This is a genomic window from Nocardia fodinahabitans, assembly GCF_052983615.1.
This window is the reverse complement of sequence record NZ_JBRJJC010000001.1, coordinates 7,347,455-7,372,362: the sequence shown is the minus strand read 5'-3', so window position 1 is coordinate 7,372,362 and position 24,908 is coordinate 7,347,455. Positions and strand designations below refer to the sequence as shown.

The 24,908-nt window shown below is 68.7% G+C and carries 26 protein-coding genes; 13 read left to right on the top strand and 13 right to left on the bottom strand.

The window, feature by feature from the left end:
• Positions 1-422: 422 nt before the first annotated feature.
• Positions 423-1,661 carry an IS110 family RNA-guided transposase gene (locus tag NV348_RS34755; protein ID WP_280188929.1) on the bottom strand — a complete coding sequence of 413 codons (1,239 nt, stop codon included), beginning with the start codon at positions 1,659-1,661 and terminating at the stop codon, positions 423-425.
• 245 nt (positions 1,662-1,906) lie between these two features.
• On the opposite strand from NV348_RS34755, the gene NV348_RS34750 reads away from it, so the two are divergent.
• Together NV348_RS34750 and NV348_RS34745 are read left to right on the top strand one after the other, a co-directional pair.
• Positions 1,907-2,323: a hypothetical protein gene (locus NV348_RS34750; RefSeq protein ID WP_447150720.1), complete on the top strand. Its 417-nt coding sequence runs from the start codon at positions 1,907-1,909 to the stop codon at positions 2,321-2,323.
• Positions 2,324-2,738: 415 nt separating this feature from the next.
• Positions 2,739-3,644 (top strand): hypothetical protein, encoded by a 906-nt coding sequence (locus tag NV348_RS34745; RefSeq protein WP_447150719.1) that lies wholly within the window; start codon positions 2,739-2,741, stop codon positions 3,642-3,644.
• Here the strand turns inward: NV348_RS34745 and NV348_RS34740 are convergent.
• On the bottom strand, positions 3,632-4,693 hold the full coding sequence (locus tag NV348_RS34740; RefSeq protein ID WP_447150718.1) for a fatty acid desaturase family protein: 1,062 nt from the start codon (positions 4,691-4,693) through the stop codon (positions 3,632-3,634). The two genes, NV348_RS34745 and NV348_RS34740, sit on opposite strands and share 13 nt — an antisense overlap.
• A 219-nt stretch (positions 4,694-4,912) precedes the next feature.
• Here NV348_RS34740 and NV348_RS34735 point away from each other — a divergent pair, with 219 nt between their 5' ends.
• Complete coding sequence (locus NV348_RS34735) at positions 4,913-5,218, top strand: DUF4333 domain-containing protein (protein WP_447150717.1); 306 nt, start codon at positions 4,913-4,915, stop codon at positions 5,216-5,218.
• 2 nt (positions 5,219-5,220) lie between these two features.
• Here NV348_RS34735 and NV348_RS34730 read toward each other — a convergent pair whose 3' ends face one another.
• Genes NV348_RS34730 through NV348_RS34705 form a run of 6 tightly spaced genes read right to left on the bottom strand, consistent with a single transcriptional unit; the run spans position 5,221 to position 10,878 of the window.
• Positions 5,221-6,831, bottom strand: a complete 1,611-nt coding sequence (locus NV348_RS34730; protein WP_447150716.1) for an acyl-CoA synthetase — start codon at positions 6,829-6,831, stop codon at positions 5,221-5,223.
• A gap of 25 nt (positions 6,832-6,856) precedes the next feature.
• Complete coding sequence (locus tag NV348_RS34725; RefSeq protein WP_447150715.1) at positions 6,857-8,107, bottom strand: hypothetical protein; 1,251 nt, start codon at positions 8,105-8,107, stop codon at positions 6,857-6,859.
• Positions 8,101-8,652 (bottom strand): Cif family virulence factor, encoded by a 552-nt coding sequence (locus NV348_RS34720; protein ID WP_447150714.1) that lies wholly within the window; start codon positions 8,650-8,652, stop codon positions 8,101-8,103. Before NV348_RS34720 ends, NV348_RS34725 begins: the two co-directional genes overlap by 7 nt.
• Positions 8,652-8,873 carry a ferredoxin gene (locus NV348_RS34715; RefSeq protein WP_447150713.1) on the bottom strand — a complete coding sequence of 74 codons (222 nt, stop codon included), beginning with the start codon at positions 8,871-8,873 and terminating at the stop codon, positions 8,652-8,654. Before NV348_RS34715 ends, NV348_RS34720 begins: the two co-directional genes overlap by 1 nt.
• Positions 8,870-9,673: an SDR family oxidoreductase gene (locus tag NV348_RS34710; protein ID WP_447150712.1), complete on the bottom strand. Its 804-nt coding sequence runs from the start codon at positions 9,671-9,673 to the stop codon at positions 8,870-8,872. Before NV348_RS34710 ends, NV348_RS34715 begins: the two co-directional genes overlap by 4 nt.
• The gene (locus NV348_RS34705; protein ID WP_447150711.1) at positions 9,673-10,878 is read right to left on the bottom strand and encodes a cytochrome P450; all 1,206 of its coding nucleotides are present in this window, start codon (positions 10,876-10,878) and stop codon (positions 9,673-9,675) included. Before NV348_RS34705 ends, NV348_RS34710 begins: the two co-directional genes overlap by 1 nt.
• Before the next feature lie 301 nt (positions 10,879-11,179).
• Between NV348_RS34705 and NV348_RS34700 the strand changes: the two genes are divergently transcribed.
• The 9 genes from NV348_RS34700 (at position 11,180) to NV348_RS34660 (ending at position 19,720) form a co-directional block, all read left to right on the top strand.
• On the top strand, positions 11,180-12,079 hold the full coding sequence (locus NV348_RS34700; RefSeq protein ID WP_447150710.1) for an ABC transporter permease: 900 nt from the start codon (positions 11,180-11,182) through the stop codon (positions 12,077-12,079).
• Positions 12,079-12,945, top strand: a complete 867-nt coding sequence (locus NV348_RS34695) for an ABC transporter permease (RefSeq protein WP_447150709.1) — start codon at positions 12,079-12,081, stop codon at positions 12,943-12,945. Before NV348_RS34700 ends, NV348_RS34695 begins: the two co-directional genes overlap by 1 nt.
• Positions 12,946-12,949: 4 nt before the next feature.
• Positions 12,950-13,864: an MlaD family protein gene (locus NV348_RS34690; protein WP_447150708.1), complete on the top strand. Its 915-nt coding sequence runs from the start codon at positions 12,950-12,952 to the stop codon at positions 13,862-13,864.
• A 129-nt stretch (positions 13,865-13,993) separates the two neighbouring features.
• A complete protein-coding gene (locus tag NV348_RS34685) occupies positions 13,994-14,992 on the top strand; it encodes an MlaD family protein (RefSeq protein ID WP_447150707.1) in 999 nt (332 codons plus the stop codon).
• A gap of 86 nt (positions 14,993-15,078) precedes the next feature.
• A complete protein-coding gene (locus NV348_RS34680) occupies positions 15,079-16,002 on the top strand; it encodes an MlaD family protein (RefSeq protein WP_447150706.1) in 924 nt (307 codons plus the stop codon).
• Positions 15,996-17,102, top strand: a complete 1,107-nt coding sequence (locus NV348_RS34675; protein WP_447150705.1) for an MlaD family protein — start codon at positions 15,996-15,998, stop codon at positions 17,100-17,102. Before NV348_RS34680 ends, NV348_RS34675 begins: the two co-directional genes overlap by 7 nt.
• The gene (locus NV348_RS34670) at positions 17,099-18,175 is read left to right on the top strand and encodes an MlaD family protein (RefSeq protein ID WP_447150704.1); all 1,077 of its coding nucleotides are present in this window, start codon (positions 17,099-17,101) and stop codon (positions 18,173-18,175) included. The genes NV348_RS34675 and NV348_RS34670 overlap by 4 nt, the downstream gene beginning before the upstream one ends.
• Positions 18,172-19,128, top strand: coding sequence for an MlaD family protein (locus NV348_RS34665; protein WP_447150703.1), 957 nt, complete (start codon positions 18,172-18,174; stop codon positions 19,126-19,128). The genes NV348_RS34670 and NV348_RS34665 overlap by 4 nt, the downstream gene beginning before the upstream one ends.
• A 16-nt stretch (positions 19,129-19,144) precedes the next feature.
• The gene (locus tag NV348_RS34660) at positions 19,145-19,720 is read left to right on the top strand and encodes a hypothetical protein (protein WP_447150702.1); all 576 of its coding nucleotides are present in this window, start codon (positions 19,145-19,147) and stop codon (positions 19,718-19,720) included.
• Positions 19,721-19,725: 5 nt separating this feature from the next.
• On the opposite strand, the gene NV348_RS34655 is transcribed toward NV348_RS34660, so the two are convergent.
• Positions 19,726-19,872 carry a DUF1059 domain-containing protein gene (locus tag NV348_RS34655; RefSeq protein ID WP_447150701.1) on the bottom strand — a complete coding sequence of 49 codons (147 nt, stop codon included), beginning with the start codon at positions 19,870-19,872 and terminating at the stop codon, positions 19,726-19,728.
• Between the two features lie 86 nt (positions 19,873-19,958).
• On the opposite strand from NV348_RS34655, the gene NV348_RS34650 reads away from it, so the two are divergent.
• Positions 19,959-20,615 carry a class I SAM-dependent methyltransferase gene (locus tag NV348_RS34650; RefSeq protein WP_447150700.1) on the top strand — a complete coding sequence of 219 codons (657 nt, stop codon included), beginning with the start codon at positions 19,959-19,961 and terminating at the stop codon, positions 20,613-20,615.
• A gap of 7 nt (positions 20,616-20,622) precedes the next feature.
• On the opposite strand, the gene NV348_RS34645 is transcribed toward NV348_RS34650, so the two are convergent.
• Genes NV348_RS34645 through NV348_RS34630 form a run of 4 tightly spaced genes read right to left on the bottom strand, consistent with a single transcriptional unit; the run spans position 20,623 to position 24,870 of the window.
• Positions 20,623-21,645 carry a prenyltransferase/squalene oxidase repeat-containing protein gene (locus tag NV348_RS34645; protein WP_447150699.1) on the bottom strand — a complete coding sequence of 341 codons (1,023 nt, stop codon included), beginning with the start codon at positions 21,643-21,645 and terminating at the stop codon, positions 20,623-20,625.
• Entirely contained in the window at positions 21,642-22,364 is a 723-nt protein-coding gene (locus NV348_RS34640) for a class I SAM-dependent methyltransferase (RefSeq protein WP_447150698.1), read from the bottom strand. The genes NV348_RS34645 and NV348_RS34640 overlap by 4 nt, the downstream gene beginning before the upstream one ends.
• Entirely contained in the window at positions 22,358-23,614 is a 1,257-nt protein-coding gene (locus tag NV348_RS34635) for a glycosyltransferase family 4 protein (RefSeq protein WP_447150697.1), read from the bottom strand. The genes NV348_RS34640 and NV348_RS34635 overlap by 7 nt, the downstream gene beginning before the upstream one ends.
• On the bottom strand, positions 23,614-24,870 hold the full coding sequence (locus NV348_RS34630) for a cytochrome P450 (protein WP_447150696.1): 1,257 nt from the start codon (positions 24,868-24,870) through the stop codon (positions 23,614-23,616). Before NV348_RS34630 ends, NV348_RS34635 begins: the two co-directional genes overlap by 1 nt.
• Positions 24,871-24,908: the final 38 nt, after the last annotated feature.

The following is a 24,908-nucleotide window of genomic DNA, read 5'->3' as shown; positions in this document are numbered from 1 at the left end:
GGTCGCGGCTACGTCAGCCGCCGACGTCGACCGATTCGGCGAATCCGAGCTGGTCAGGATTTCTCCATGCAGGAGAATACGCCGACGGGCGGCGGGCGGGCTCGGACCACGATCCGGGCTCGGACCACGATCAAGGAAGCGCCCCGATAGTGGCTGAGTGGATGGGAACGCGGGAGACCGGGCCGGTAGACAGCACTTGCTCTTGCCGCACCTCGACCGGGCCGCTTCCGCTCGGCCGACAGCGATATCCGGGCGATGGAGCGGATCACGACCGAACTTGTGCCGATCCACCGGTGGCAGGTAGACGTGTCGATCTCCAGGGCTCCCGTTCGACCTAGGAATGAGATGGCCTGATAGGGGCCGGACACACCATCCGAGGGAGGAAGCGCATGACACCCTCTGTGTCAACCCAAGGTTTGGAATCAGGCCGCTGTGGCGGTGTGCAGGTGTGGTTGCGCGCCGTTGTGGCGTGCCGGGTCGTAGGGTGTGTTGGTCTGCCAGCAGCGCCAGATGACGCGCACCCAGGCGCGAGCCAGGACGCGCACGGCGTGGGGGTGGTCCTTGCCGGAGGCGCGGGCTCGCCGGTAGACCTCTGCCGCCCACGGGTTTTGGTGGCGGGAGTTGTCGGCGAAGGTGGTGATCGCCACCCGCAGGCGTTTGTTGCAGGCCCACCGGAAATGCACCGCCCGGTGTTTGCCCGAGGCTTTGGTGACCGGCACCAGCCCGGCGAGCGCGGCGACGGCTTCCGGGCTGGTGAATGCGGCGCGGGCGTCGCCCCATTCGGCGAGGATCTGGGCGGCGTTGACGGTCCCGGCGCGGGGGAACGACGCGAACACCTCACCGTCGGGGTGTTCGGCCAGGTGCGCGGCGACCGACCGATCGAGATCCTTGATCGCGGTGCCGAGCGCGGTCAGGACGGTGACGTGGGCGATGACCGCGTCACGCAACGCCTCGGTAAGCGCGGGACCGGTGACCCCGGCCGGAGCTGCCCGGAGCCTGTCGAGCAGGGCCTGTGGGCTGCGGCGGCCGCAGTAGCCGTGTTTGACGCAGAAAGCGGCCATCCGTTTCACACCCAGGTGCGCGGCAGCGGCCGGGGTCGGGTAGCGGGTGAGGAACGCCAGGCTGATCGGGCTGGTGAGGTCAGCGAAGATCTCCTTCGCGCCGGGCCAGTGCGCGTCCAGCAGCGCCGCCAGCTGGTTGCCGGCGGCCACCCGGGCTTCGACCAGGTCCGAACGGGTGCGCGAGACGGTGCGCAATGCCTTGGTCTCGTCGCTGTAAGGCGTTGCGGGACGCAGTTTCCTGGCACGCAGCCGCAGGTATTCGGCGATCACTTCGGCGTCACCGGCATCGGACTTCGCGCCCGAGATCACCTCACCGTCGCGCCAGGTTTTGATCGCGTTCGGTTTGACCGGCACCACAGGATGCCCCGCTTCCAGCAAGGCGTCGACCAGCCGGCCGTCCGGGCGTTCGATCGCGATCGGCACCCCGGATGGATCATCGGCGAGCCTGTCCAGCTTCGCGGCCAGCGCGGCGAACCCGGCGGCTGTGTGCTCGACGGTGAACGCCGCTACCTTCCGGCCCGTCGAGTCCAGCACGCACACCGCGTGAACCTTTGCCGCCCAATCGATCCCGACGAAGAACAACGCTTCGACCAAAGACAACACGAACGCCTTTCACCACCCGATCCCGAGCAGGGACGCGACGGGCGTGGAACCGGCTGCCGAGTGGTCACTCACCGGCGCTGCCGGACGCATCCCTCTGTTGTCGGTCGGCCGATTCCGAGGAGCCGGGGGCGGCAGTGTCATGCAAGCCCTCCAAGGGCGACCACATCGGGCCGTCACCCCGGCTCCCGTCCCATCCCTACCACAGACGCTCTCTTCGCGTCCGCAAGACAAGAGGTACAGGAGTGACCGTCAACGATCTCGATGTACTGCTCGGTTCCTGGGAACTCACCGGGCGCACCCACACGTCGGACCACGACGACATCACCGGGGTTCTCACCGCGACGCGCGTCCTGGACGGCGGGCTTGTGCAGCTCGACGGCAAAATGGTGATCGGGGACACCGAGATCCTCAGCCTGGAACTTGTCTGGCCGGACGACACCGCCTCGGGCTTCGCCGCGCACGTGTACTCCGGTTCCGGTGCCCCGCTGAACTACCGGTGGAGCCGTCGGGGAGACACGCTCGTCCACGCCGGTCTCGGCATGACCTACACCGGCACCATCAGCTCCGACGGTGCCACGATCACCGGTACCTGGTTGCCCGACCCGGATCGTCCGGATATGGCCGAGGCCGCCTACGACGCCACCATGCGCCGGGTCTGAACGGGTGCGAGTAGGTCCGGCGGCTGACGGTCGCACCCTTGATGCTGGCGTGTTCGGCCGGTCCTGCCCCCAGTGCGCCCGCGACCGATTCCTGCCGGCCCGGGTAGCCGCCGCTGAACAGCGGGGGGTCGGCCGTCGACACTGGGATCGAGGTCGAGGAACCGGTGCCGATATCGCGCAGCAAGGTTCGGTCATGGCTCACCACGGCCACCGCCGAGGTGGGCAGGCGGCCGCTCGGTGAGGAAGTCGAGACCGGCGCGGTCCAGGTGGTTCGTCGGCTCGTCGCGCCGCCCCGGGCGCCGGCAAGTCGGGATACTCCTCGCGAACTGTCGCGGGGTTGACACGGCGACGACCACGGCTTTGACTGACTGGGGAGCTGGTTTTACCTCGTTCGACAATGTCTGAGGGGTAGACAATGCGCAGCATGTGGTTGGCGGGTCCTCGGCATCGGCGGTCGACTGTCCGTCACGGTTTCAGCCTGGTACCGGCACTGATCGGTGCGTTCGTACTCGCATTGGCCGGTACCCACACGGTGTCCGCCCAACCTGGGGCGAACACCGACGGCACCGGATTCGCCATCCCCTTCTCCGGTGCGCCCGCCTACGAATACTTGGCGCCGCCCCAGATGGCCAGTCCGGACCAGCTCAACCAGCCACTCGGTCAGGAGCGGGCCGACACGATCGCCGGTCAGATCGGTCTCGGCCGGGCCGACGCGTTGACCGAGCAGCAGTATCTCGACCTCACCTCCGGGGGTGGCGTCGGTGGGAACCTCGAGGCGGCCGAGGTGATCGTCGCGTGCGTCGAGATCCTCACCAACACGGTGGGCCGCCCCCTCTACTCCCAGGTCGACGGGCAGAGCATGTCCTCCGTACTGGGCAGCTACGGACTGTATGTGAACCCCGGCGGGTTGCTGGAGAGCCCGGCCAACGCGGACGCGCCGACCCGGCAGGTGAACACCCTGATCGCGCCCGGCGGTTTCGTCGGCACCTGGTTGCGGGACAACGGTGCGGTGCACGCCCTGGCCGCGCTCTACCGGTCGGCCTACACGGTGCAGGCCGTCTACGGATTTGCGGCGCAACAGATGTCGGGCGCTGCCCAGCTGGTGACCAACACCAAGGGCGGTGTCAGCACCACGGTCGGCATGTCGATGGCGCCGCCGTTGTGGATCGTGAACTTCGCCCTGATCTACGTCCTGAATCCCGCTCAGGCGGCCGAGATGCCCGCCTACTGGGCTCCGATACCGGCGCCGGTGGCCGACGCCATCAAGGCGAGTCCCACCGGCCAGGTACCGTTCGGCGACTACGCGGCCTACTTCGGGTGACGGTCGGGGGTGCGTAGGGGTGCGCCGACCCGATGTAGGTGTGTGAGTGCCTCGCGGTAGGAGGAGATCAGCCCGGTCTCGTGGTACGCGACGCCGATGTCCGCGCAGTAGTCGCGGACGATCACCTGGGCGTGACGCAGGTTCGGCGTCGGCATGCTCGGGAACAAATGGTGCTCGATCTGATAATTGAGCCCGCCGAGCGCGAGGTCGGTCACCGCGCCGCCGCGCACATTGCGGGAGGTCAGGACCTGGCGACGGAGAAAGTCGGGGCGGTCGTCACCGGTCAGGGTCGGCATGCCCTTGTGGTTCGGGGCGAAAATGCAGCCCATGTACAGGCCGAAAAGTCCCTGGTGGACGGCGATGAAAGCCACGGCTTTGTCGGCCGGTAGCACCGCGAACACTGCCGCCGCGTAGACGGCGAAGTGGCCGAACAGCAGCGCACCTTCCATGACTCGGTGTTTCATCGATCGATTGCTGAGCGCACGGACGCCGGCCAGGTGAAGATTCAAGCCCTCCAGCAGCAGCAGGGGAAAGAACAGGTACGCCTGCGCCCGTCCGATGAGGCGCGGTAGACCGCGGCTGGACCGCGCTTGCTGCTGCGACCAGACCAGAATGTCGGGCGCGACATCGGGGTCGAGTTCCTCGTGGTTGGGGTTGGCGTGATGGCGGGTGTGCTTGTCCTGCCACCAGCCGTAGCCCAGGCCGATGCCGGCATTGCCGACGAGTCGTCCCACCAGCTCCGTCGGCTGCCGGAGCCGGAAGACCTGGCGGTGGGCGACGTCGTGCATGACGAGGGCGATCTGCGCGAACGTCACCGCCAGGAAAACGGCGACCAGCAGGGTCCACCACGAATCGCCGACGAGGACGAAGGCCGCCCAGCCGGCCACGAACGCGACCCCGACGAGGCCGAGCCGGACAGCGTAGTAGCCGGGACGCCGGTTCATCAGCCCGGCGTCGGAGATCCGGCGCAGCAGGCGCGCGTAGTCACCGTCGGCGCCGCGCCGCGGTGTCGGTGGAGAGGGTGCGGGGACCAGGGAGGGCGTCGTCATGATTCCGAAGCTATCGGCGGAATTCTCGCCGCTGGTAGTCCTCCGGTAGGGCATCGAATAGGACTGCGGAGTGATCTTTTCGACGTCCCCCGCAAACCGCACGGTTCGGCAACAGCGGTCCCGAATTGCCTCCAGGAAGGAAAATCCGGGAGTAACTTTACAGCTAACCTGCTTTTCCCTCGGCAATAGTGAGGTTCGATCATGAGGACAATCCGCACTATGCCCGTCGTGCTCGCGGCATTGGCGTCGGTGGCCGCGATATCCGCCGGATGCTCGGTATCGGTCGGTACCGCCACCGTCGACAAGGACGCGGTGGCCGAGCAGATCAGCACCCAGCTCCAGGCCCAGGTGGGGGAGACACCGGACGAGGTCACCTGCCCCGAGGACCTGAAGGCCGAGGAGGGTGCCACGATGACGTGCACCCTCACCGAACAGGGCGCCACCTACGACGTGAAGGTCACCGTGACCTCGGTCGAAGGCGACAACACGAAGTTCGACATCGAGGTCGCCGACACACCCAACTAGGCTCAGTCGGCCGCGTGATCGGGCGCGCGCCCGGCGACGTACTCCGTGGCCCAGCGATAGTCGGGTTTGCCGCTGGGGGAGCGGGAGATGGTGTCGGCCACCCAGATCCGTTTGGGCACCTTGTATCCCGCGAGGTGGGCACGGATGTGGGCGCGCAGTGCGTCGAAGTCCACAGACAGTTCCGGGCCGGTGGCGATCACGGCGGCGACCTGCTGGCCCCACCGCTCGTGCGGGACCCCGACGATGACCGCGTCGTAGACGGCGTCGTGGGATTTCACGACGGCCTCGACCTCCTCCGGGAACACCTTCTCGCCACCGGTGTTGATCACCATGTTGCCGCGCCCGATCAGGGTGATCGAGCCGTCGGACTCGGCGCGGGCCCGGTCGTCGGTGACCACGACGCGGGCGCCGTCGACCGTCTTGAACAGCCGCGCGCTGCGTTCGGGGTCCTTGTAGTAGCCGAGCGGCACCGCGCCGGTCTTGGCCAGCCAGCCTTCCTCGCCCGGCGCCACCGGTCGGCCGTCGGCGTCGACGACCACCGCGCCGCGACCGGTCTGGACCCGGGGTCCCCGGGCGGGGTTGTCGTCCTTCTGCGCGAAACCGATACCACCGAAACCGGTTTCGGAGGACCCGATCGAATCCGAGACCATCGTCGACGGAAACTTTTCCAGCAGCGCGTTCTTCACCGGCTGCGACAGCAATGCTGCCCCGGAGGCGATGACCAGCAGTGAGGACGTGTCCACCGGGGTGTCGTCGAAGGCGTCGATGAGCGGACGGGCCATGGCGTCGCCGGTGATCACCATGACGTGCGGATGGTGGGTGCCGACGGCCCGCCACACCGCGGCGGGGTCGAAGCGTGGTTCGAACATCACCGCGTTGCCCGACCACAGAGCGGTGAAGGTCGGCATCATCGCCGCGGCGTGGATCAGCGGCGGGAGGACGAACCAGATGGCAGGCTCCGCCTGGGCGCCGGTCTCGGACTGCTGATACTCGTCGCGCACCGGCTCGCCGGTATAGAAGTCGACGCCGCCGCCGAGGACCCGCCACATGTCCTCCTGGCGCCACATGACACCTTTGGGTAAGCCGGTGGTGCCACCGGTGTACATCATGAACAGGTCGTCGCCGGTGCGATGCACCGTGGGACGGAACGGTTTTCCGGTCTCGACCAGCGCCTCGTAGGCGAGGGTTCCTGCGCCGGGCGCGCCGGGGAACCGGTCGTCGTCGACGCAGATCGACTGCCGCACGGTCGGTGTGCGGGTGAGTGCCGCGCCGACGGCGTCGGCGTAGCTCGCGTGGTACACCAGCACGTCGAGGTCGGCGTTGTCGTAGACGTAGGCCAGCTCGGCAGGCCCGTACCGGTAGTTGATATTGATCGGGACGGCGCCGAGCTTGAAGCAGGCGATCAGCGTCTCCATGGTCTCGATGCTGTTGTGCATCTGGAAGCCGATATGGGTGCCGCGGCGCACGCCCGTCGTGGTGAGCTGATCGGCCAAGCGGTTGGCCCGGATGTCGAGCTCACGGTAGGTCAGCCGGCGATCGCCCTGGATCAGCGCGATCCGATCGGGCATGGCGTCGGCGGAGTGCTCGAACAGGTCGGCGAAGTTGTTGGCCATCTCAGTCCATCTCTGTGCGGTCCGCTCACACGACGGTGAGCGGCAAGGGTTTCCCGCGGTCGGTGAAGGCGAAGCCCGCGCCGGTGCTGAAGCGGGTCACGGCCACCTCGGAGGCTTCCCGGAAAGGGCGGTCGGCCAGGTCGATCTCGGCGGTCCAGCCGTCCTCGTCGACCGCGGCCACCCGGGCGACGAACCGGGCATCGACGCCCCGGATCAGGGCATCGAGGGGACCCAGATCGTCCGGTGTCAGCAGGGCGGGCCACGCGCCGTCGTCCAACGCTCCACTCGCCGACGGAAAGCGCAGGCGCACACCGGAGCTCGCGACTGTGATGTCGATTCCCGTGTAGCTCAGCGGGTTCAGCGCGGGATGAACCCGCAGCACCGTGGCGAGCGCGTCCGGATCGTCACCGAGCGACAGGCAGCGGCGGAGCCGTTCGGAAGTGAGTCCGGCGATCCCGGCGAACTGTTTGCGCCCGATGTCGGCCGCGGTCGCCGGGTCGGTGCGTTCCCGGATCGCGACCAGGAAGCCGAGCGTCAGCAAATGGTGCTGCAGGCTGATCTCGTCGGCCAGCCGGCGCAGGGCCGAAGGGGAGAAGTCGGCGAAGCGCAGATCGCTGAGCAGCGGTCCGGCGTAGTCGCCCATGCCCTCCTCGGTCGGATCGATCGCGGCCAGTTCGAGGCCCGCTGCCACGGAATTCGCCACGATGGCGGCATTGCGCGGGGCGGCGGGCGGAACATGGGACGGATCGATGACGACCGTCCACGCGCATACCGGCGTGCGGTCGGCCGGCACGCGGGGTGGTCGGTGCACCGGCCGCACCTGGGCGTGCGGATTGGTGGCCAGTGCCGTCGCGTCGAAGGTGGGGTCCTCGATGTCGTGGCACATCGCGACCACGAACTCCTCGCCCATCGGCTCGACATCGGCCAGCGCGCCACAGTGATCGAGCCAGAACTCACCGTGATCGTGGTCGTCGACCCGGAAGCGGAAGTCCATGAACTGCGGTGGTGCGCCGATGTCGAGCTGCAGCCCTTTGAAGATCGTCTCGACGCCGTCGCCGGTGATGCCGAGGGCGCGCCGCATGCGCCGGGTGTAGACGGGACTGGCCAGCTGCCACTCCTCGATCGCGACCTCGGTCATGCCCGACCGCCCGAACGCGGCGATGGTGTGCGCCATGCCCGACCGGTCGATGAGGTGACCGCTCAGCAGCAGCTCCGGGATCAGCGCCGCCAGCTGGTCCCGGGACAGTGCGTCATATCTACTCACGGATGTCACCACAGTGCGGCGGGTGATTCGCCGACGGGGTACCAGCCCGGCAGCGGGTCGCTCGACACCGAGCGCTCGATGCGCTTCTGCATGCCCGGTGAGAGTGCCCGATCGGTGATCATGTCGAGGAACATCGCGGAGACATTGCCGAAGTCGAAGAAGTCACGCTGCCACGACCATCGGTAGTCGCCGCCGTACCGGAACCAGCTGCCGCCGATGCCTTCGGGCGAGTAGGGGCGCCCGTCGGCGCGCGTGCCCTCGTTGATCTGCTTCCAGAACCCGATGACGGTGCCGCTGCGATCGTCGACGACGAACTCCTGGTACGGGTAGGTCCAGCCCTCGAGACCCGCCATCTCCTGGCCGAGGGCCAGTTCGCGGATCTCCTCGCGCCCCACCGCCATGAATTCCTGTGTGGGGCCGTAGTTCCAGCCGTAGGTCGCGTCGATGGTGTACATCTCGGCGAGGGGCTTCCAGTCGCCCTTCTGCTCGCACCGCTGGTTCTCCACGACCCAGCGCCGTACCATCTCGTCGAGTTCGGCGCGCTCGAAACCTGCCATCAGTCCGTGCCTTTCGGTGGGGAGTCGGCATCGCCGGCGATCGACAATGCTCGGGTGGGGCACCAGCGGATCGCGGCCTGGACGGCACTGTGTTCCGACGGGGCGGGAGTGGGATCGGTGATCTGGACCGTGCCGCGCTTGGGCACGGTGAAGACCGCGGGCGCCTCGTCCTGGCACACGCCGTGCCCTTGGCACAGGTCCGCGTCGACGACGATTCTCATGACGAGCTCCCGCCCTCGGCGGGGAGCGGGCGCAACGGCGCCTCCGGCTGCACCTCGACCAGCACCATGTGCGCGCCGCGCGGCACGGAGACCACCGTGGCGACCGCGTCGGCCAGGTGCTCGGGCCGCAGCATGTACGGATGCCGGGCGAAGCCCCAGTCCTTCCAGTCCTGCAGCAGCGGTCCGACGACCTCGGGGGTCGAGTCCATGCCCATGCCGGTCAGTGTCGGGCCGGGGCGCACCAGCGATGCCCGGATTCCGCTGCCCTCCAGCTCCATACGTAGCTGTCCGACCATCGCTTCCAACCCGTTCTTGGCCGCGCTGTACGCGCCACTGCGTGGGCGTGGGTTGTCCGCGCAGTCGGAACTGATCACCACGAGATCGCCGCGGCGCCGGGCCGTCATCCCGGGCAGCACCCGGTGGATCAGCCGTTGCGCGCCGACCAGATGCACCTGCACCTGGTGCAGGAACCGTTCGGGGTCCATCTCGCCGACGAGCGCGAATTCGATATCGCCCGCACCGGAGACGAGGATCTCGGTCGGGCCGAGCGTGCTCTCGGCGGCGGTCACGAACGCGTCCACGGACACGGGATCGGTGACGTCGAGGTGATGGGCGAAGGCCTCGCCGCCGTCCGCGCGGATCTTGGCGGCGAGGTCCTCGCACCGCTGCACGCGGCGTGCGCCGAGGGCGACCGGATGGCCGAGGGCGGCCAGGGCGACGGCCGTCGCGGCGCCGATGCCGGACGACGCGCCCGCCACCAGTGCCGGCCTGCGTTCGGGGTTGGGTTCGAATCGGGGCACTAGCGGACCTCTACTGTGACGGGGAGTGTGGCGAAGCCACGGACATTGGTCGAATGCACGCGTTCGATGCCGCGCGGGTCGACCGCATAGGTCGCCACCCGCCGCGCGAACTCGCCGAGCACGATGCTCGCTTCGAGCCGGGCCAGATGCGCGCCGAGGCAGAAGTGCACGCCCGCACCGAAACTCGCGAGCGTGCCGCCGTCGTTGCGGTCGATCCGGTAGGTATCGCCGTCGGCGAACGCCGCCGGATCCCGGTTGGCCGAGCCGATCAGCAACAGCACCTTCGCCCCGGCCGGGATGGTGCCGCCGTGGTAGTCGAGGTCGACCGCCGCCGTGCGGGCGACGAGCTGGCTCGAGGTGTCGTAGCGCAGCGTCTCCTCCACCCAGTCCGCGACCAGATCGGGGTCGGCGGCGACCTTGGCGTACTCGGCGGGGTTGACGCCCGCCCAGTAGAGGGCATTGCCCAGCAGCTTCGTGGTGGTCTCGTTTCCGGCGACGACCATCAGGAACAGGAAGCCGATGATCTCGTCGTCGGTGAGGGTGTCGTCGTCGATCTCGGCGTCGAGCAAGGCCGAGGTGAGGTCGTCGCGGGGGTCGGCCCGGCGCTGGGCGACCATGTCGGCGTAGTGCCCGAACAGCCGGATCGAGGCGTCGATCGCGTCGGCGGGCACATCGAGGACGCCGTCCTCGCGGTGCACCACCAGATCGGCCAGCCGCCGGATCTCGGCGCGGTCCGGCTCCGGCACCCCCATGAGTTCGGAGATGACGTCCATCGGCAGCTTGCCCGCGACGTCGTCGATCCAGTCGAAGCGCCCCCGCGCGAGGGCGGGTTCGAGATGGTCGAGGGTGATCTGCCGGATCCGGTCTTCCATCTCGGCGACCCGTTTCGGGGTGAATCCCTTGTAGACGAGCCGACGCATACGCATGTGCCGTGGATCGTCCATGGCCAGGAACGACATCACCCGATGCGCGTGCGGCCCCCATGCGGCCGGGTCGAGCGAAACACCGTTGGCGCTGGAGAGCCGATTGCTGTCGCGGAAAGCCGCGATCACATCGGCATGCCGCGACAACGCCCAGAAATCGAGATCGGGATTGTGGTAGAGCGGCGCCTCGGTGCGCAATCGGTGATACGTCGGATACGGATCCTCGTGGAATCGATAGTCGTACGGATCGAAATACACGGGCTCCACAGCGGCGCTGGTCATCGCGAACACCCCGGTTCCGATCGGACGTCTCCGACAGCATCGGGACGGTGCTGACCCGAAGGAGACACGTAGCTGGACATGTGTCTGGACGGTATCACCGACGCGCACCCGGCACAACGCTTTCGTGGATGATCGGGGCGCGGCCGGCCGAGCGCCCCGCGTCGGCGAATGTCATCAAAGTTGCTGGTAATGAAGATTTTCAGACCAATGGGTCGAGCTCAGTGAGAGCCGGTCGAGAGCTGGGCAGGAATCTGGAACACTGTCTGGAATGTGGTCTAGATCATATGGTACGGTCACCCGCATGGCACGCGTAGACGGCGAAGTCGCACCGGCCGTCGGCGGTGCGGCGGGGGCCGGCGGCCTGGAATTCCCGGAGCCGGAACGGGCCGGTGCCGCGCAGATCCTGCGCCGGAATTTCTCCGACACAGTCCTTTCCAGCGTGGCCACCCTCGGGCGGGCATTGCGTATCGGCGCGAGCGCCGTCTATATCGGCACCACGGACGCTGTTCGGGGGCGATTCCAGATCCACGAAACGCTCGCCCAGGCGTGGTTTCTGATCAGGGTCACCGCGGTGCCGAGTATTTTGATGGCCATTCCGTTCGGCGTCATCGTGTCCGCGCAAGTCGGCAATATCGTGTCCGAACTCGGCGCCGATTCGATGATCGGCGCGGCGGGCGGGCTCGGCGTCATCAAACAGGGTGCGCCGATGGCGACCGCCATGCTGCTCGGCGGGGCGGGCGCGGCCGCCATCGCCGCCGACCTGGGCGCACGGACCATCCGCGAGGAGGTCGACGCACTGCGGGTCATGGGCGTCGACCCGGTGCAACGCCTGGTCGTGCCACGGATCGCGGCGATGATGCTGGTGGCGCCGCTGCTCAATATCCTGATCATCTTCATCGGCGTCGCGTCCGGATTCGTGGTGGCGGTGTCGGCGCTGAATGTCACTCCGGGCAGTTACTGGTCGTCGTTCGGTGCCTTCACGACGCCGATCGACCTGTGGGTCTCGCTGGTCAAGGCACTGATCTTCGGGTTCCTGGTCGTGGTCATCGCCTGTCAGCGCGGGCTCGAGGCTACCGGTGGGCCGCGCGGTGTGGCCGACGGTGTCAATGCCGCGGTCGTGATGTCCATCGCGGCGGCGGTCGTCCTGAACACCGTGATCACCCAGGTGGTCACCATGTTCTTCCCGGTCAGGATGGCGTGATGACGGCGGCTCCGTACTATCCCGTCGGGCTGCGCTGGGTGGGCCGGCTGCGGCGCGGCCGCCTGCACCCCCTCGGCCCGATCGACTCGCTCGGGTTCGTTCTCGGATTCGCCTGGCAGGTCATCTCGTCGGTGCCTTACACGCTGGTGCGCTACCGCCGTCAGACGGTGACGATGGTGACGGACATGACCTGGGGCCGCGGCTCGGTGATCATCGGTGGCGGGGTGGTGCCGTTGATGCTGCTGCTCGGTGCGGCCATGGGCGCCTCCATCGGCATCGAGGCCTTCAGTGCGCTGAATCTGCTGTCGCTGGGTCAGCTCAGCGGTCTGATCTCGGCCTTCGGCGTGACCCGCGAACTCGCGCCGATCGCGGCCGGGATCGGTTTCGCGGCGCAAGCCGGATGCCGGATGACCGCCGAGATCGGGTCCATGCGCATCTCCGAGGAGATCGACGCGCTCGAATCGCTCGGCATCCGGTCGGTGCCCTTCGTCGTGACCACCCGGGTGATCGCCGGGATCATCGCCGTGGCACCGGCTTTCGTCGTCGCGCTGATCCTGAGCTACACCTCCTGCGCACTGATCGTCACCACGATCCACGGCACCCCGTCGGGGACCTACGACCACTACTTCGACCAATTCGTGGTGGGCTGGGATGTCTTCGCCGCGACCGTGAAGGTGATGGTGTTCGCGGTGGCCGTCGTGCTGATCCACTGCTACCAGGGCTATTTCGCCACCGGCGGCCCCGAGGGGGTCGGCATCGGCTCGGGGCGGGCGATCCGCGCCAGCCTGGTGGCGATCATCGCTCTCGACATGGCGGCCACCATCGTGCTGTGGGGATTCCAGTCTCCCGTGACCTTCACCGGGTGACGCCGTGCCTGCCTACACACTGCCGGGAACCGACGTGGGGCCACGTCGTGCTCGCCTGCTCGGTGCGATTGCCGTCGTCCTCGCGTTGCTGGCCCTCGTCGGCTGGCGCGCCCTGCCCGGCGACCGGACCGACGGTGCGATCCGGGTGGAGCTGCTGGTCGGCCAGGTGGGCGCCGGAGTCGGGCCGGGGACCGAGGTGCGCCTCGACGGCGTGCGGGTCGGGTCGGTCGAGACGATCGACTTCGCGGGCCGGGGGACGCAGCGAATCGGCCTGACACTGAACGGGTCCCAGATGTACGGACTGTCGAACACGCTGAGCGTCGACTACGCCCCGGGCAATCTCTTCGGCATCAGCGCCCTCGAACTCCACTCCGGGGCCGGCGGTGTCGCCCTCACCGAGGGCTCGACGGTCGACCTGACCGACCGCGCCGCCGACCGGGTACACGACGCCACGCTCTCGGCCCTGCTGACCGCCACCGGCGCGCTCACCGACGAGGTGCTGACGCCCCGGCTCGCCGAGTTGCTCGGCACGATCTCCCGCGACCTCGCCGCGTTCAGCCCCCTCCTGGAGGCCATCGGCGCGACCGCGCGCTCGTTCGCCGACACCCAGCAGCTGCCACCGTCGGTGCTGTTCGACCAGTTCGGATCGGCGCTCACCGGCCTGCCGCCGATGCTGACGGGCAGTCTGACGCTGCTCTACGCCGACTACACCAACGAATACCTCAGTACACCTGAGCATCTGGAGAAGTTCGGCCGGATGTTCTCCGACATTCCAGTACCAGCTGTTGCCGACCGTCACCGAGCTGCTCAGTACGTCGCGGCAGTACTTCGGTGGGTTACTGCCGATGACGAGCCTCGTCCTGGACCAGCTGTCCGGCGCGATCAGCTCGCCGGAACGGTCCGGGCAGCAGCTGAGTGAACTGCTCGACCGACTCGACTCCGCCTTCGTCGACACCCCACAGGGTCCGGTACTGCGCGCCGCTGTCGACCTCGAGGTGGTGCCGGGACTGGCCGGGCCGCTGGCTGCTCTGCTTCCGGGGGGTCGCTGATGACGACACGGTCACTGCTCCTGCGGGTGCTCCTGGCGACGGTATCGATGGGCCTCGTGCTCGTCGGTGTGCTCCGGGTGATCGAGCGCCCGGTCGACGGCGAAACCGCCACCTACACAGCGATGTTCACCGATGCCAACGGCCTGCGTCGCGGCGACGACGTGCGTCTGCACGGTGTGCAGGTCGGCAAGGTCGGCGAGGTCGAACTGGACGGCGCGCTGGCTCGGGTCCGTTTCACGGTCGTCCGCGACCGCGCGCCCGACACCGGCACCACGATCGCGATCCGGTACCAGAATCTCACCGGGTTCCGGTATCTGGAGGTCCGGCCGCCCGACGCACCCGGAACTCCTCGCGATCCGGCTGCGGTCTTCGGGACCGGGGAGACGGTGCCCGACTTCGACATCACCCGATTGTTCAAGGGACTGCAACCCGTCCTGGCACAGCTGTCGCCCGACGACCTCAACCGGTTCGCGACCAGCATTCTCGCCGTGATCCAGGGTGATGGCACCGGCATCGGTCAGGCGCTGGGCGCCATCGACACGTTGAGCCGCTACGCCTCCGATCGGCAGGCCGTCTTGTCGACGCTCGCCGCGAATCTCGCGCAGGTCGCCGATCACCTGGGCGGGAGATCGGGCAACGCGATGAGACTGCTGACCAATCTGACCAACCTCTTCGTCACGATCACCGAGAAGCTGCCCGGTCTCGTCGATTTCGCCAACGGCATTCCGGTGGTCCTCCAGCCGCTGCGGAGCATGCTCACCGTGTTCGGGGTCACCGGTGAACGGGATCGCGATCTCGACGCCGCGTTACGGCGCGCGTTCCCCGACCCGGCCGACGCGGTGGCCGCGTTCGAGAACCTGCCCGGGCTGATCCAGGCGATGGCGCAGGCCGTTCCGGAGACCGGGCCCGGCCTGGTCTGTACCCACGGCGCGACCGACGCACCGGAACCGTTGCGCGTGCTGCTGACCGGACAGGGAGTTGTGCTGTGTCGCCGATAGTGTTGCGCGGGAACGTTATCCGGCGAAGAGTATACGATTCACGGGCCGCCGATCTGCGCTGGGGTGTCGCGGGAATCTGCGCGGCCGTGCTCCTGCTGATCGCGATCGGCGCGGTGTATGTCACCGGGACCTCGCCCGAACGGACCTATTCGGCCGAGCTCATCCAGGCCGGCTCGGTCCGTCCGGGCGACGACGTGCGCATCGCCGGTATTCCCGTCGGCAAGGTCAGCGCGCTGACGCTGCTCGCCGACCGGGTCCGGATGGATTTCACCGTGACCGCGGACGCGTTCCTCGGCGATCAGACCACCCTCGACATCCGGATGCTGACCTTCGTCGGCGGCTACTACGTCGCCGTCCTGCCCGCCGGAACGCGGCCGCTCGGCGACGCGGTCATTCCGCAGGAGCGAGTCATCGTGCCCTACAACCTGACTCAGGCGTTCCAGGACGCGATCCAGCCCGTCCGCCGGATCGACGGTGACGTCGTTCGGCAAGATCTCGGGGCGCTGTCCACCGCGCTCGAGAAGAGCCCGGACGCTGTACGCGCGGCGGTGCGGGCCGCAGGCGACGTGGTCGACATCCTGAACGAGCAGAACGCCGACATCTCGCGCACCCTGGCCATCGCCGACGAGTATCTGACGGCACTCGACGCGAACGCCGAGGTACTGGCGAGGCTGCTGACGACCCTGGGCACGCTCGAGCAGATCATCCAGACCAACAAGGTGCAGGTGGCGCAATCCCTGCGTGACCTCGCCGTGGTGTTGCGGGATGTGACGCCGCTGGGCCGGGCGTGGGACGCCTCGTTGAAGCAGCGCGCCCAGCCGCTGGCCGACGCGATTCCCTCGCTCGAGCAGCTCGGCGGCCGGCTCGGCGCGTTGCTGGATGCCGTTCGCTCGCTCCAGCAGCGGCTGGCGCCGCTGCTTCCCGCGGGTGGTGGGATCGCGATCGACCACTCCGGAGCCACCATTGAGCTACCCGCGGTGTGCATTCCGCTACCGGGAGGCGCGTGTTGATCAAGTCGATCCTGGGGTCGCGGGGGCTGATGTCGGCCGCGGTCGTGGTCCTCGTCGTGCTGGCGGGCGCACTCGGTCTGCGGCTGAGCACACCGAATCCGCCGATGCGCGCCTATTGCGCCGACATGCCCGACAGCATCGGCCTCTACGAAGGCAGCGCGGTGACCGTGCTCGGCGTCCCCGTCGGTCGCGTCACCGGGATCAGCGTCGCGGGTGCGTCGGCGCGGGTCGAGTTCACCGTGCGGGCCGACCGCAGGCTGCCGCCGGATGTGGGGGCGGTCACGGTGAGCGACACCCTGATCGCCGATCGGCGGCTCGCCCTCATCGGGGCCGAACAGGCCGGACCCGGCCTGCCCGCGGGCACGTGCATCACGAAAACCCTGACACCCAAGAGCCTCTCCCAGACCTTCGACGCCCTCGCCGGCCTCGCGGATCAGCTCAACGGTGCGGGTGATCCCGCGCAGCGGACCGCGGTCGGCGCTGGACTCGGCGCGCTCGATCGCGCCACCGCGGGCACAGGTGACGAGCTCAACGACATGATTCTGGCGCTCAGCCGGGCACTGTCGGCGCCCGATGCGGCGATCGGGCACATCGGCCGGCTCCTCGACGCTCTCAGCGCACTCGCCCAGCGCGCGCGCCACGGCTGGGCGCAGGTGGAGACCACGGTGTCGGGGCTGCCGCAGACCTTCGACGACATCGTCACCATCGCGTTCCCGCCCATCATCCAGATCGTCGCGACGCTGGCCGAGCTGCTGCCCCAGCTCAACGACGTCGTCATGATGTTCGGCTCGCCCGCGCTGCGCGCCCTGGACTCCGTTCCTGATCTGTCCCGCATGATCGCGGCCGGTGTCGCCTCGCTCGCCGACGTGATCGCCATGACTCCCGTGCTGGCCGCCGGATTCGCCGGGGCGGTCGACCCGGTCAGTGGACAACTGACCATCGGCTACGCGCCGCCGGAACTCGCACTGGCCCAGCCGGACTCGGCGCGGATCTGTGCGGCGGTACAGGCCGTCACCGGGCACGGCTGTCAGACGTCCGCCGACGGCGCGGTCACGATTCCGGCACTGCCGGTCCTACTCGCGGGGGTGAGCACACGATGACACGAGCTCCGCGCCGTGCCCTCGGCGGTCTGCTGATGGTGGGGATGACACTTGCGGGCGGGTGCGGCTTCCAGCCCGCCGACCTGCCGGTGCCCGGCACCGGTGTCGGCGGCCCGACCTATCGCCTGCGGATCGAGTTCACCGACGTACTGAATCTGCCGCAGGGCGCCAAGGTGATCGCGGCGGGTGTGCGGGTGGGCAGGCTGACGGGGGTCACGTTGGTCGACCCGGTGGCAGCCGCCCCTGACCGGGCGGCTCGACCGGGGTACGTGGTGGCCGATGTCGAGATCCGGCAGTCGGTCCGGCTGCCGGTGGGTACTACCGCCGTGCTGCGGCAGGAGACACCGCTCGGGGACGTCCACATCGCGCTGAGCGAGCCGGCCGACGCCACCGCGGCCACGCTGACCGACGGCGGAACCATCCCGCTGGCCGCCACCACCCAGGCGCCGCCCATCGAAGACATCCTGGCCGGACTGTCGACCTTCCTCGGCAGCGGCGCGGTCACCGACTTCCAGTCCATCCTGCGCACCGCCAACGGGCTGCTGCCCGAGGACCCGCGCGACACCGCCCGGATCGCCGGCGTTCTCGGCGCCGATCTGTCGGATCTGGGGGCGCACCTCGACTCGGTGGACGCTCTGCTCGACGGCATGGAGGCCACGGTCGAGGAGGGCCTGCGGCAGAACCTGCCGATGCTCGACGAACTCCTCACGCCCTACGGCGTCGACCACACCACCGACGCGGTCAACGCCCAGATCGGCGTCATCTTCGTGCTCACCGCCCTCGGTCCGGTCGCGCCCAGCGCGCAATGGCTCGGGCCGCTGCTGTCCTCGCTCGACGACGCCACTCGTGCCGTGGTGCCCGTGCTGTTCGGCAGCAGCCCCCTCGACACCACGGCACCGTCGACTATGAAGACCCTCGTCGATCTGATCAACACGAAGCTCGTGCCGTTCGCGACGCGCGGGCCGAAGGTGGATCTGGTCGACATCGGCATCGCCGGGCCGACCGCGATCACCGGCGAGGAACGCACCGGCCGCATCGTCGACACCCTGCGGATGATCGGGGCGGTGCGATGAATATCCGTGCGGCGGTGTCGCTGTCGGCGATCGCAGCGGTCCTGATCCTCGGCGTCGGCTATATGTCGGTCGGGGTGCTCGGATTCGACCCGCGGCGGGATTTCCTCACCGTCGAGATGAACCTGGACCGCACGGGCGGATTGGGGCCGAACGCGCCGGTGCTGCTCGCCGGGGTCCGGGTCGGCCGGGTCGAATCGGTGCGCAAGCAGGCCACCGGCGTGCGGGTGGGGTTGCGGATCGACAGCAGGCAGCGGATCCCGCTGTCGTGCACTGTCCGGATCGAGCAGCTGTCGGCGCTGGGGGAGCCCTACCTGGCATTCGCGCCCGATTCCGGTGCCGGGCCGTATCTCGAAGACGGGCAGGTGATCCCGACCGACCGGATCCACCTGCCGATGACGATCACCGCCCTGTCCACGAAACTGGTCGCGTTGCTCGAGCAGATTCGGCCGGAAGCGATCGCGCATCTGGTGGACACCTTCGATCGCGCGCTCGCGGGCACCGACGCGGCGCGGCAGACGCTGCAACGGTCCTCGACCCTGCTCGCCGCGACGCTGCTCAGCCGCACCGAGGCCATCCGCGCGCTGTTCGCCGACATCCAGGCACTCGGCGGCGACATGGACTGGCTGGGACCGTCGTTGGGCGCCGCCGGTCCGAAGTTCGGCGAGTTCGGCGTCACCTTGAGCGCGATCGTCGAGTCGGGATCGGCGCTCGTGGAAAGCCGTCCACTCGACGACTACGTCACCGGCGACGGTCTCGTCCCGTTCCTCGCCCGTCTCACCGAGCTGCTCACCGAGATCGGGCCGAGTATCGAACCCCTGGGTCAGGTGCTCGGCCCGGTGGTGGCCGACGCCGTGCGGCGCGCGCCCGCGATCGACATCAGCACCCTGATCGACCAAGCCCTGCAGAGCGTGGGCCCCGACGGCACGGTGCACTTCCGCATCGCCGTCAAGTAGCGACGAAGGACAGCGCATGAGCACAGCGACAGCGGAAGCCACCACGACGGACAGCGGCGAGCGGTCGCCGCGCACGGTGTCGCTGCGGCTCTCGAGCGTCCTGACCGCCGCCACGATCGGGATACTCGCCGTCGCGACGGTCACCTTCGGGGTGCTGTACTTCGCCGCCCGGTCGACGATCGCCGACCGCGACGCCCGCGCGGCCGACGATCGGCACGCCGAGCGGATCGCGACGGACTACGGCGCGGGCGCGTCGACGATCGACTACCGCGACGTCGACGCCTGGTTCGCCCGGCTGCGCGCCGGTACCGCGCCGCAGCTGACCGCGAAGTTCGACGCCACCGCGCCGCAGCTCGAGCAGATCCTGCTGCCGCTGCAATGGACCTCCACCGCGACCCCGCTCTCGGCGACCGTGATCTCCGAATCCGGGGGAATCTACAAGGTGAACGCGTATTTCACAGTCGTCTCCACGAGCGCTCAGAATCCCGGCGGAGCCGCGACCACCGTCACCTATTCGCTGACCATCGATCGGAACGCGGGCTGGACGATCACCGAAGTGGGCGGGCTGCAGAACACCTTGCCGACGAAGTAGTCCGGTCAGTAGGCGATGAAGAGGATCTCGTCGCGGGTGTAGTCGTGATCGGGATGGTTCTCGGCCAGGTGCGCCTGGGTCTGGGCGACCAGGTCGTCCTCGTCGGAGGCGTTGATCTGGGTACCGCAGGGGCAGTTGAGGCGAGTCTTCATCGAGGTTTCTCCTGTGCCGCTCACTGTCCGGCGATCTGCTGGACAGTAGTCCGGAGTCTATTCCAATTGCTGTGTTAGCGTGAGTCATGGGACCCGTAGACGAGCTCTCCGCCGAGGCCGATGCGCTGTTCGCGCTCGCCGAGCAGGTCACCGGATTCATGCCGGCGGACGAAGGGCGCGCGCTCTACGCCGCCGCCCGCGACTACGCGGGCACAGGAACCATTGTGGAAATCGGCACCTACTGTGGCAAGTCGGCGATCTATCTCGGCGCCGCGGCGCGCGAGACCGGCGCCACCGTCTTCACCGTCGATCATCACCGTGGTTCGGAGGAGCACCAGCCGGGCTGGGAGTATCACGACACCGGTCTGGTCGACCCCGAGACAGGGGTGTTCGACACGGTGACGGCCTTCCGGCGCACCATGATCCGGGCCGGGCTGACCGACACCGTGGTCGCGATCATCGGATCCTCCACCGCCGCCGCACGGATCTGGCGTACCCCGCTGAGCATGCTCTTCGTCGACGGCGGCCACACCGAGGAGGCCGCCCAGCGCGATTACGACAACTGGGTGCACTGGGTCGCGGGCGGCGGCCTACTGGCGATCCACGACGTCTTCCCCGATCCCGCCGACGGCGGGCAAGCCCCGTTCGGCATCTACCGCAGGGCCCTGGACAGCGGCAAGTTCCGTGAGCTCTCGGTAACCGGCTCGCTGCGCATCCTGCAGCGGGTCGCCGCGTGCGGCTGAGCCTGGGTCAGTGGTCGACGGCGTCGCGGAAGATGCCGTTGGCGGCGCTGGTGCGGTTCAGGGCGTCGGCGGCGAGCACGACGGCGGCCGCGGTCCAGGTGGTGCGTTCCTCCGGCCAGCGCTTGCCGTCGGTGAACACCAGTCCGGTCCAATAGGACCCGTCGGAGTCGCGCAGATGCTGCATCGCGGTGAACAGGGCGGTGGCCGTGGCGGTGTCGCCGATGGCGTCGAGCGCGAGGACCAGTTCGCAAGTCTCCGCGCCGGTGACCCAGGGCGCGTCGGCCACGCAGCGGATGCCGAGATCCGCGACCACGAACTCGTCCCAGTGCCGCGCGATCCGCGCGTGGGCGGCTGGACCGCGTAGCGCGCCGCCGAGAATCGGGTAGTACCAATCCATGGAGTAGCGGCTCTTGTCCAGGAAGACCTCGGGGTGGTGACGCAGGGCCCGGCCGAGCTTGCGGCGAGCGAGGATCCAATCCGGGCGGGGGTCGCCCACCCGCTCGGCGAGGGTCACCGCGCAGCCCAGGCTGTGATAGATGCTGGCGCATCCGGTCAGCAGCGCTTCGCCGGAGGTCCCCGATTCGCCTGCCGACCAATGGATCTCACCGTGCGCGCCCTGTTGCAGGCCGAGTACGAAATCGATACCGGCCCTGACCGTCGGCCACAGCTCGGCGGCGAAGCCCGTGTCGCCGGTGATGGTGAGCGCGTGCAGGACACCGGTGGCGAGGTAGGCGCAGAAGTTGGCGTCGGCGTCGTGGTTCTCGATCACCCCGCCACGAATCTGCATCGGCCACGACCCGTCCGAACGCTGGGACTTGGCCGACCAGATGTAGGCCTCGCGCGCCTGCTCCCAGAGCCCGGCCACGGTCAGCGCCATCGCGGATTCGACGTGGTCCCACGGATCGGTGTGACCGCCGGTGAACCAGGGGATCGCCCCGTCGGGTTCCTGTGCGGCGGCGATGGTTTCGGCGGTGAGCCGCAGCGCGCGCGCCGACACGACGCCCGGGACGGCGGGTAGAGCTGTGGTCATCGGCGCACCGCGGGCTTCGTGAAGTAGAGGGCGACGGACTTGCCGACGAGCGGGTTCAGCAGGCGTTCGGCCGTGCGGGTGAGCGCGGGGGCCGACATCATGTCCCACACCAGCAGGCGGTGGTAGGCGCGCACCAGCGGATTGTCGTCGTCCCGCACGCCCACAGCGCATTTGAGCCACCAATAGGGCGAGTGCAGGGCGTGCGCGAACTCCTGGTGGACGTAGCGCAGACCACGCGCGGTGACCTTGTCGCGGAGTTCGTCGGCACGATAGATCCGCACGTGGCCGCCCTCGTTGGCGTGGTACTCGTCCGAGAGCGCCCAGCAGATACGTTCGGGCAACCAGCGTGGCACCGTGACCGCCAGCGCCCCACCGGGTTTCACGATCCGGGCGAGCTCGGCGATCACGCGATCGTCGGCGGGGACGTGCTCGAGGATTTCCGAGGCGATGACCACGTCGAATTCGCCGTCGCCGTAAGGCAGATCGAGAGCGTCACCGCGCACGGTCTCGGCCTTGGCGTACACGGGCGCCTCGCCCGCCGTGGCCATGGCCTCGAACATGGCGTCGACCTGGGCCAGATCGTCCGCGTTCTGGTCGAAGGCCACGATGTCGGCGCCGCGGCGGTAGGCCTGGAACGCGTGCCGTCCGGCTCCGCAGCCGACATCGATCACCCGGGAACCGGGTCCGACGCCCAGGCGGTCGAAGTCGACGGTCAGCATGGGTCCTCCTGGTGATGGCCGAAGCCGGGGGAGTGGAAGCGTTCGATCGCCCGCTCGTAGACCGCGACGGTCTGTGCGGCGACGGCGGCCCAGCTGAACAGGTCGACGGCGCGCCGCCGCCCCTGCTCACCCATCCGGTGCCGACGTCGAGGGTCCGCGAGCAGTTCGCCCAGGACCTGGGTCAGCGCGTCGATATCGCCGGGTGCGGTCAATTCCGCGCAGTCGCCGACCACCTCCGGCAGCGCCCCGGCCCGACTGGCGACCAGGGGCGTGCCGCTGGCCATGGCCTCGACCGCGGGCAGCGAGAACCCTTCGTACATGGACGGAATGCAGGCGACCTCGGCCGAGGCGAGCAACGCGGCCAGCTGTTCGTCGCTCAGCCCGCTGACCGGCGTCACGATATCGGCCAGGCCGAGTTCGGCGATGAGTTTCTCGGTGGGCCCGTTCGGTTCCAGCTTGGCGACCAGGCGCAGCTCCACCTCGTGGTGATGGCGCAGCCGCGCGAGCGCGTGGAGCAGGTGCGCGATGCCCTTGAGCGGCTTGTCGGCGCTGGCGACCGCCACGATCCGCCCACGGACCCGGGGTGTCTCGCGGGGCCGGAACAGTGCCGTGTCCACGCCGAGGGGGACAGTGCGCAACTGTCCGGGCGCGACGCCGAAGTCCGCGGCGATATCGGCGGCCGAGGAGGCGGACACCGTGATCAGGTCCGGAATCCGGCGGGCCACCCGCTGCTGCATGCCGAGGAATCCGTACCAGCGCCGGACGAAGGGCCGGCGCCGCCACGGTGCCGCGGCCAGATCCACCGCGCGATCACGGGTGATCGGATGGTGGATCGTCGCCACCAGCGGCAGTACACGAGCGATGTCGAGCAGTCCGTAGCCGAGGCACTGATTGTCGTGCACGACATCGAAATCCGCTGCGCGCGCGGCCAGTAGCCGGGCGGCCCGCACGCTGAAGGTGCGCGGCTCCGGGAATCCGGCCGTCCACATGGTGGCGAGTTCGAGCAGGTCGATCCGGTCCCGGATCTCGCGGGGGTGCGGGGTGCGGAAGGGGTCGTCGTCGCGGTAGAGGTCCAGGCTCGGCACCTCGGTCAGTCGCACCCGCGGATCGAGGTCCTCGGGATAGGGCTGGCCGGAGAACACCTCGACCCGATGACCCAGCTCCACGAGCCCCTGACTCAGATACCGGACATACACTCCCTGCCCGCCGCAGTGGGCCTTGCTCCGGTAGGACAGCAGCGCGATCCGCATCAGCGCACCCCGGTCCCGTAGTCGACCTGCCAGTGTTTGATGCCGTTGATCCACCCCGAACGCAGCCGCTGTGGCTCGCTCACCTGGGACAGCCTCGGCATCACCTCGGCGATGGCGCCGAAGACGAGATCGATCTCGAGCCGGGCCAGATTGGCGCCGACGCAGAAATGCGGGCCGGTGCCACCGAAGCCCAGATGCGGATTGGGGTCGCGCAGGATGTCGAAGCGGAACGGCTGCTCGAAGGCGTCCTCGTCGAAATTGGCCGAGCTGTAGAACAATCCGACGCGATCGCCGGCCCGGATGCGCTGCCCGCCGAGCTCGGTATCGGCGGTGGCGGTGCGCTGGAACACCGTCACCGGCGTCGCCCATCGCACGATCTCGTCGGGCGCGGTGGCCGGTCGGCGCGCACGGTAGAGCTCCCACTGCTCCGGGTGATCGACGAAGGCCTTCATGCCGTGGGTGATGGCATTGCGGGTGGTCTCGTTGCCCGCGACCGCGAGCAGGATGACGAAGAACCCGAACTCGTCCGAACCGAGTGCCTCACCGTCGAGGTCGGCGTGCACGAGCTTGCTCACGATGTCCTCGCGCGGGTCGACGCGACGCTGCTCGGCCAGGTTCCAGGCGTAGCCGAGGATGCCCGCCGCGGCGGCCGAGGAGGCGTCGGTGGTGGTGGCGTCACCATACTCCGGGTCGTCGTAGTTGAGCATCTGATTCGACCAGTCGAACAGCTTGCGACGATCCTCCTGCGGCACCCCGACGAGTTCCGCGATCGCTTGCAGGGGCAGCTCGCACGCCACCTGCTCGACGAAGTCGCCACCGCCGGTCGCAGCGGCCGCGTGCACGATGGCGGCCGCCCGCTCGGCCAGTGCCGCGCGCAACCCCTCGACCGCGCGCGGCGTGAATCCCTTGGCGATGATGCGCCGGATCTTGGTGTGCTTGGGCGGGTCCATGTTCAGCAGCAGCGCCCCGGTCAGCTCGATCTGCTCGGGCGTCACCTCCCCGGGCAGCCGGATGACCGAACCCTTGCGCTGCGAGGAGAACAGCTCGGGATTGCGCGAGATCTCCTTGATGTCCTCGTGTTTGGTGACGACCCAGTAGCCGCCGTCCCGGAAGCCGCCCGACTGCGCGTCGGTCTGCGTGTTCCACCACACCGGCGCGGTCCGGCGCAGTTCGGCGAATTCCTGGACGGGGTTACGGGCTTGCCAGAGAGCGGGATCGGTGAAATCGAATCCGGCTGGTAGCGATGGCGCTGACACGGGTTCCTCCTGGATGCCGACGGCGGTGTGGGGCCCGG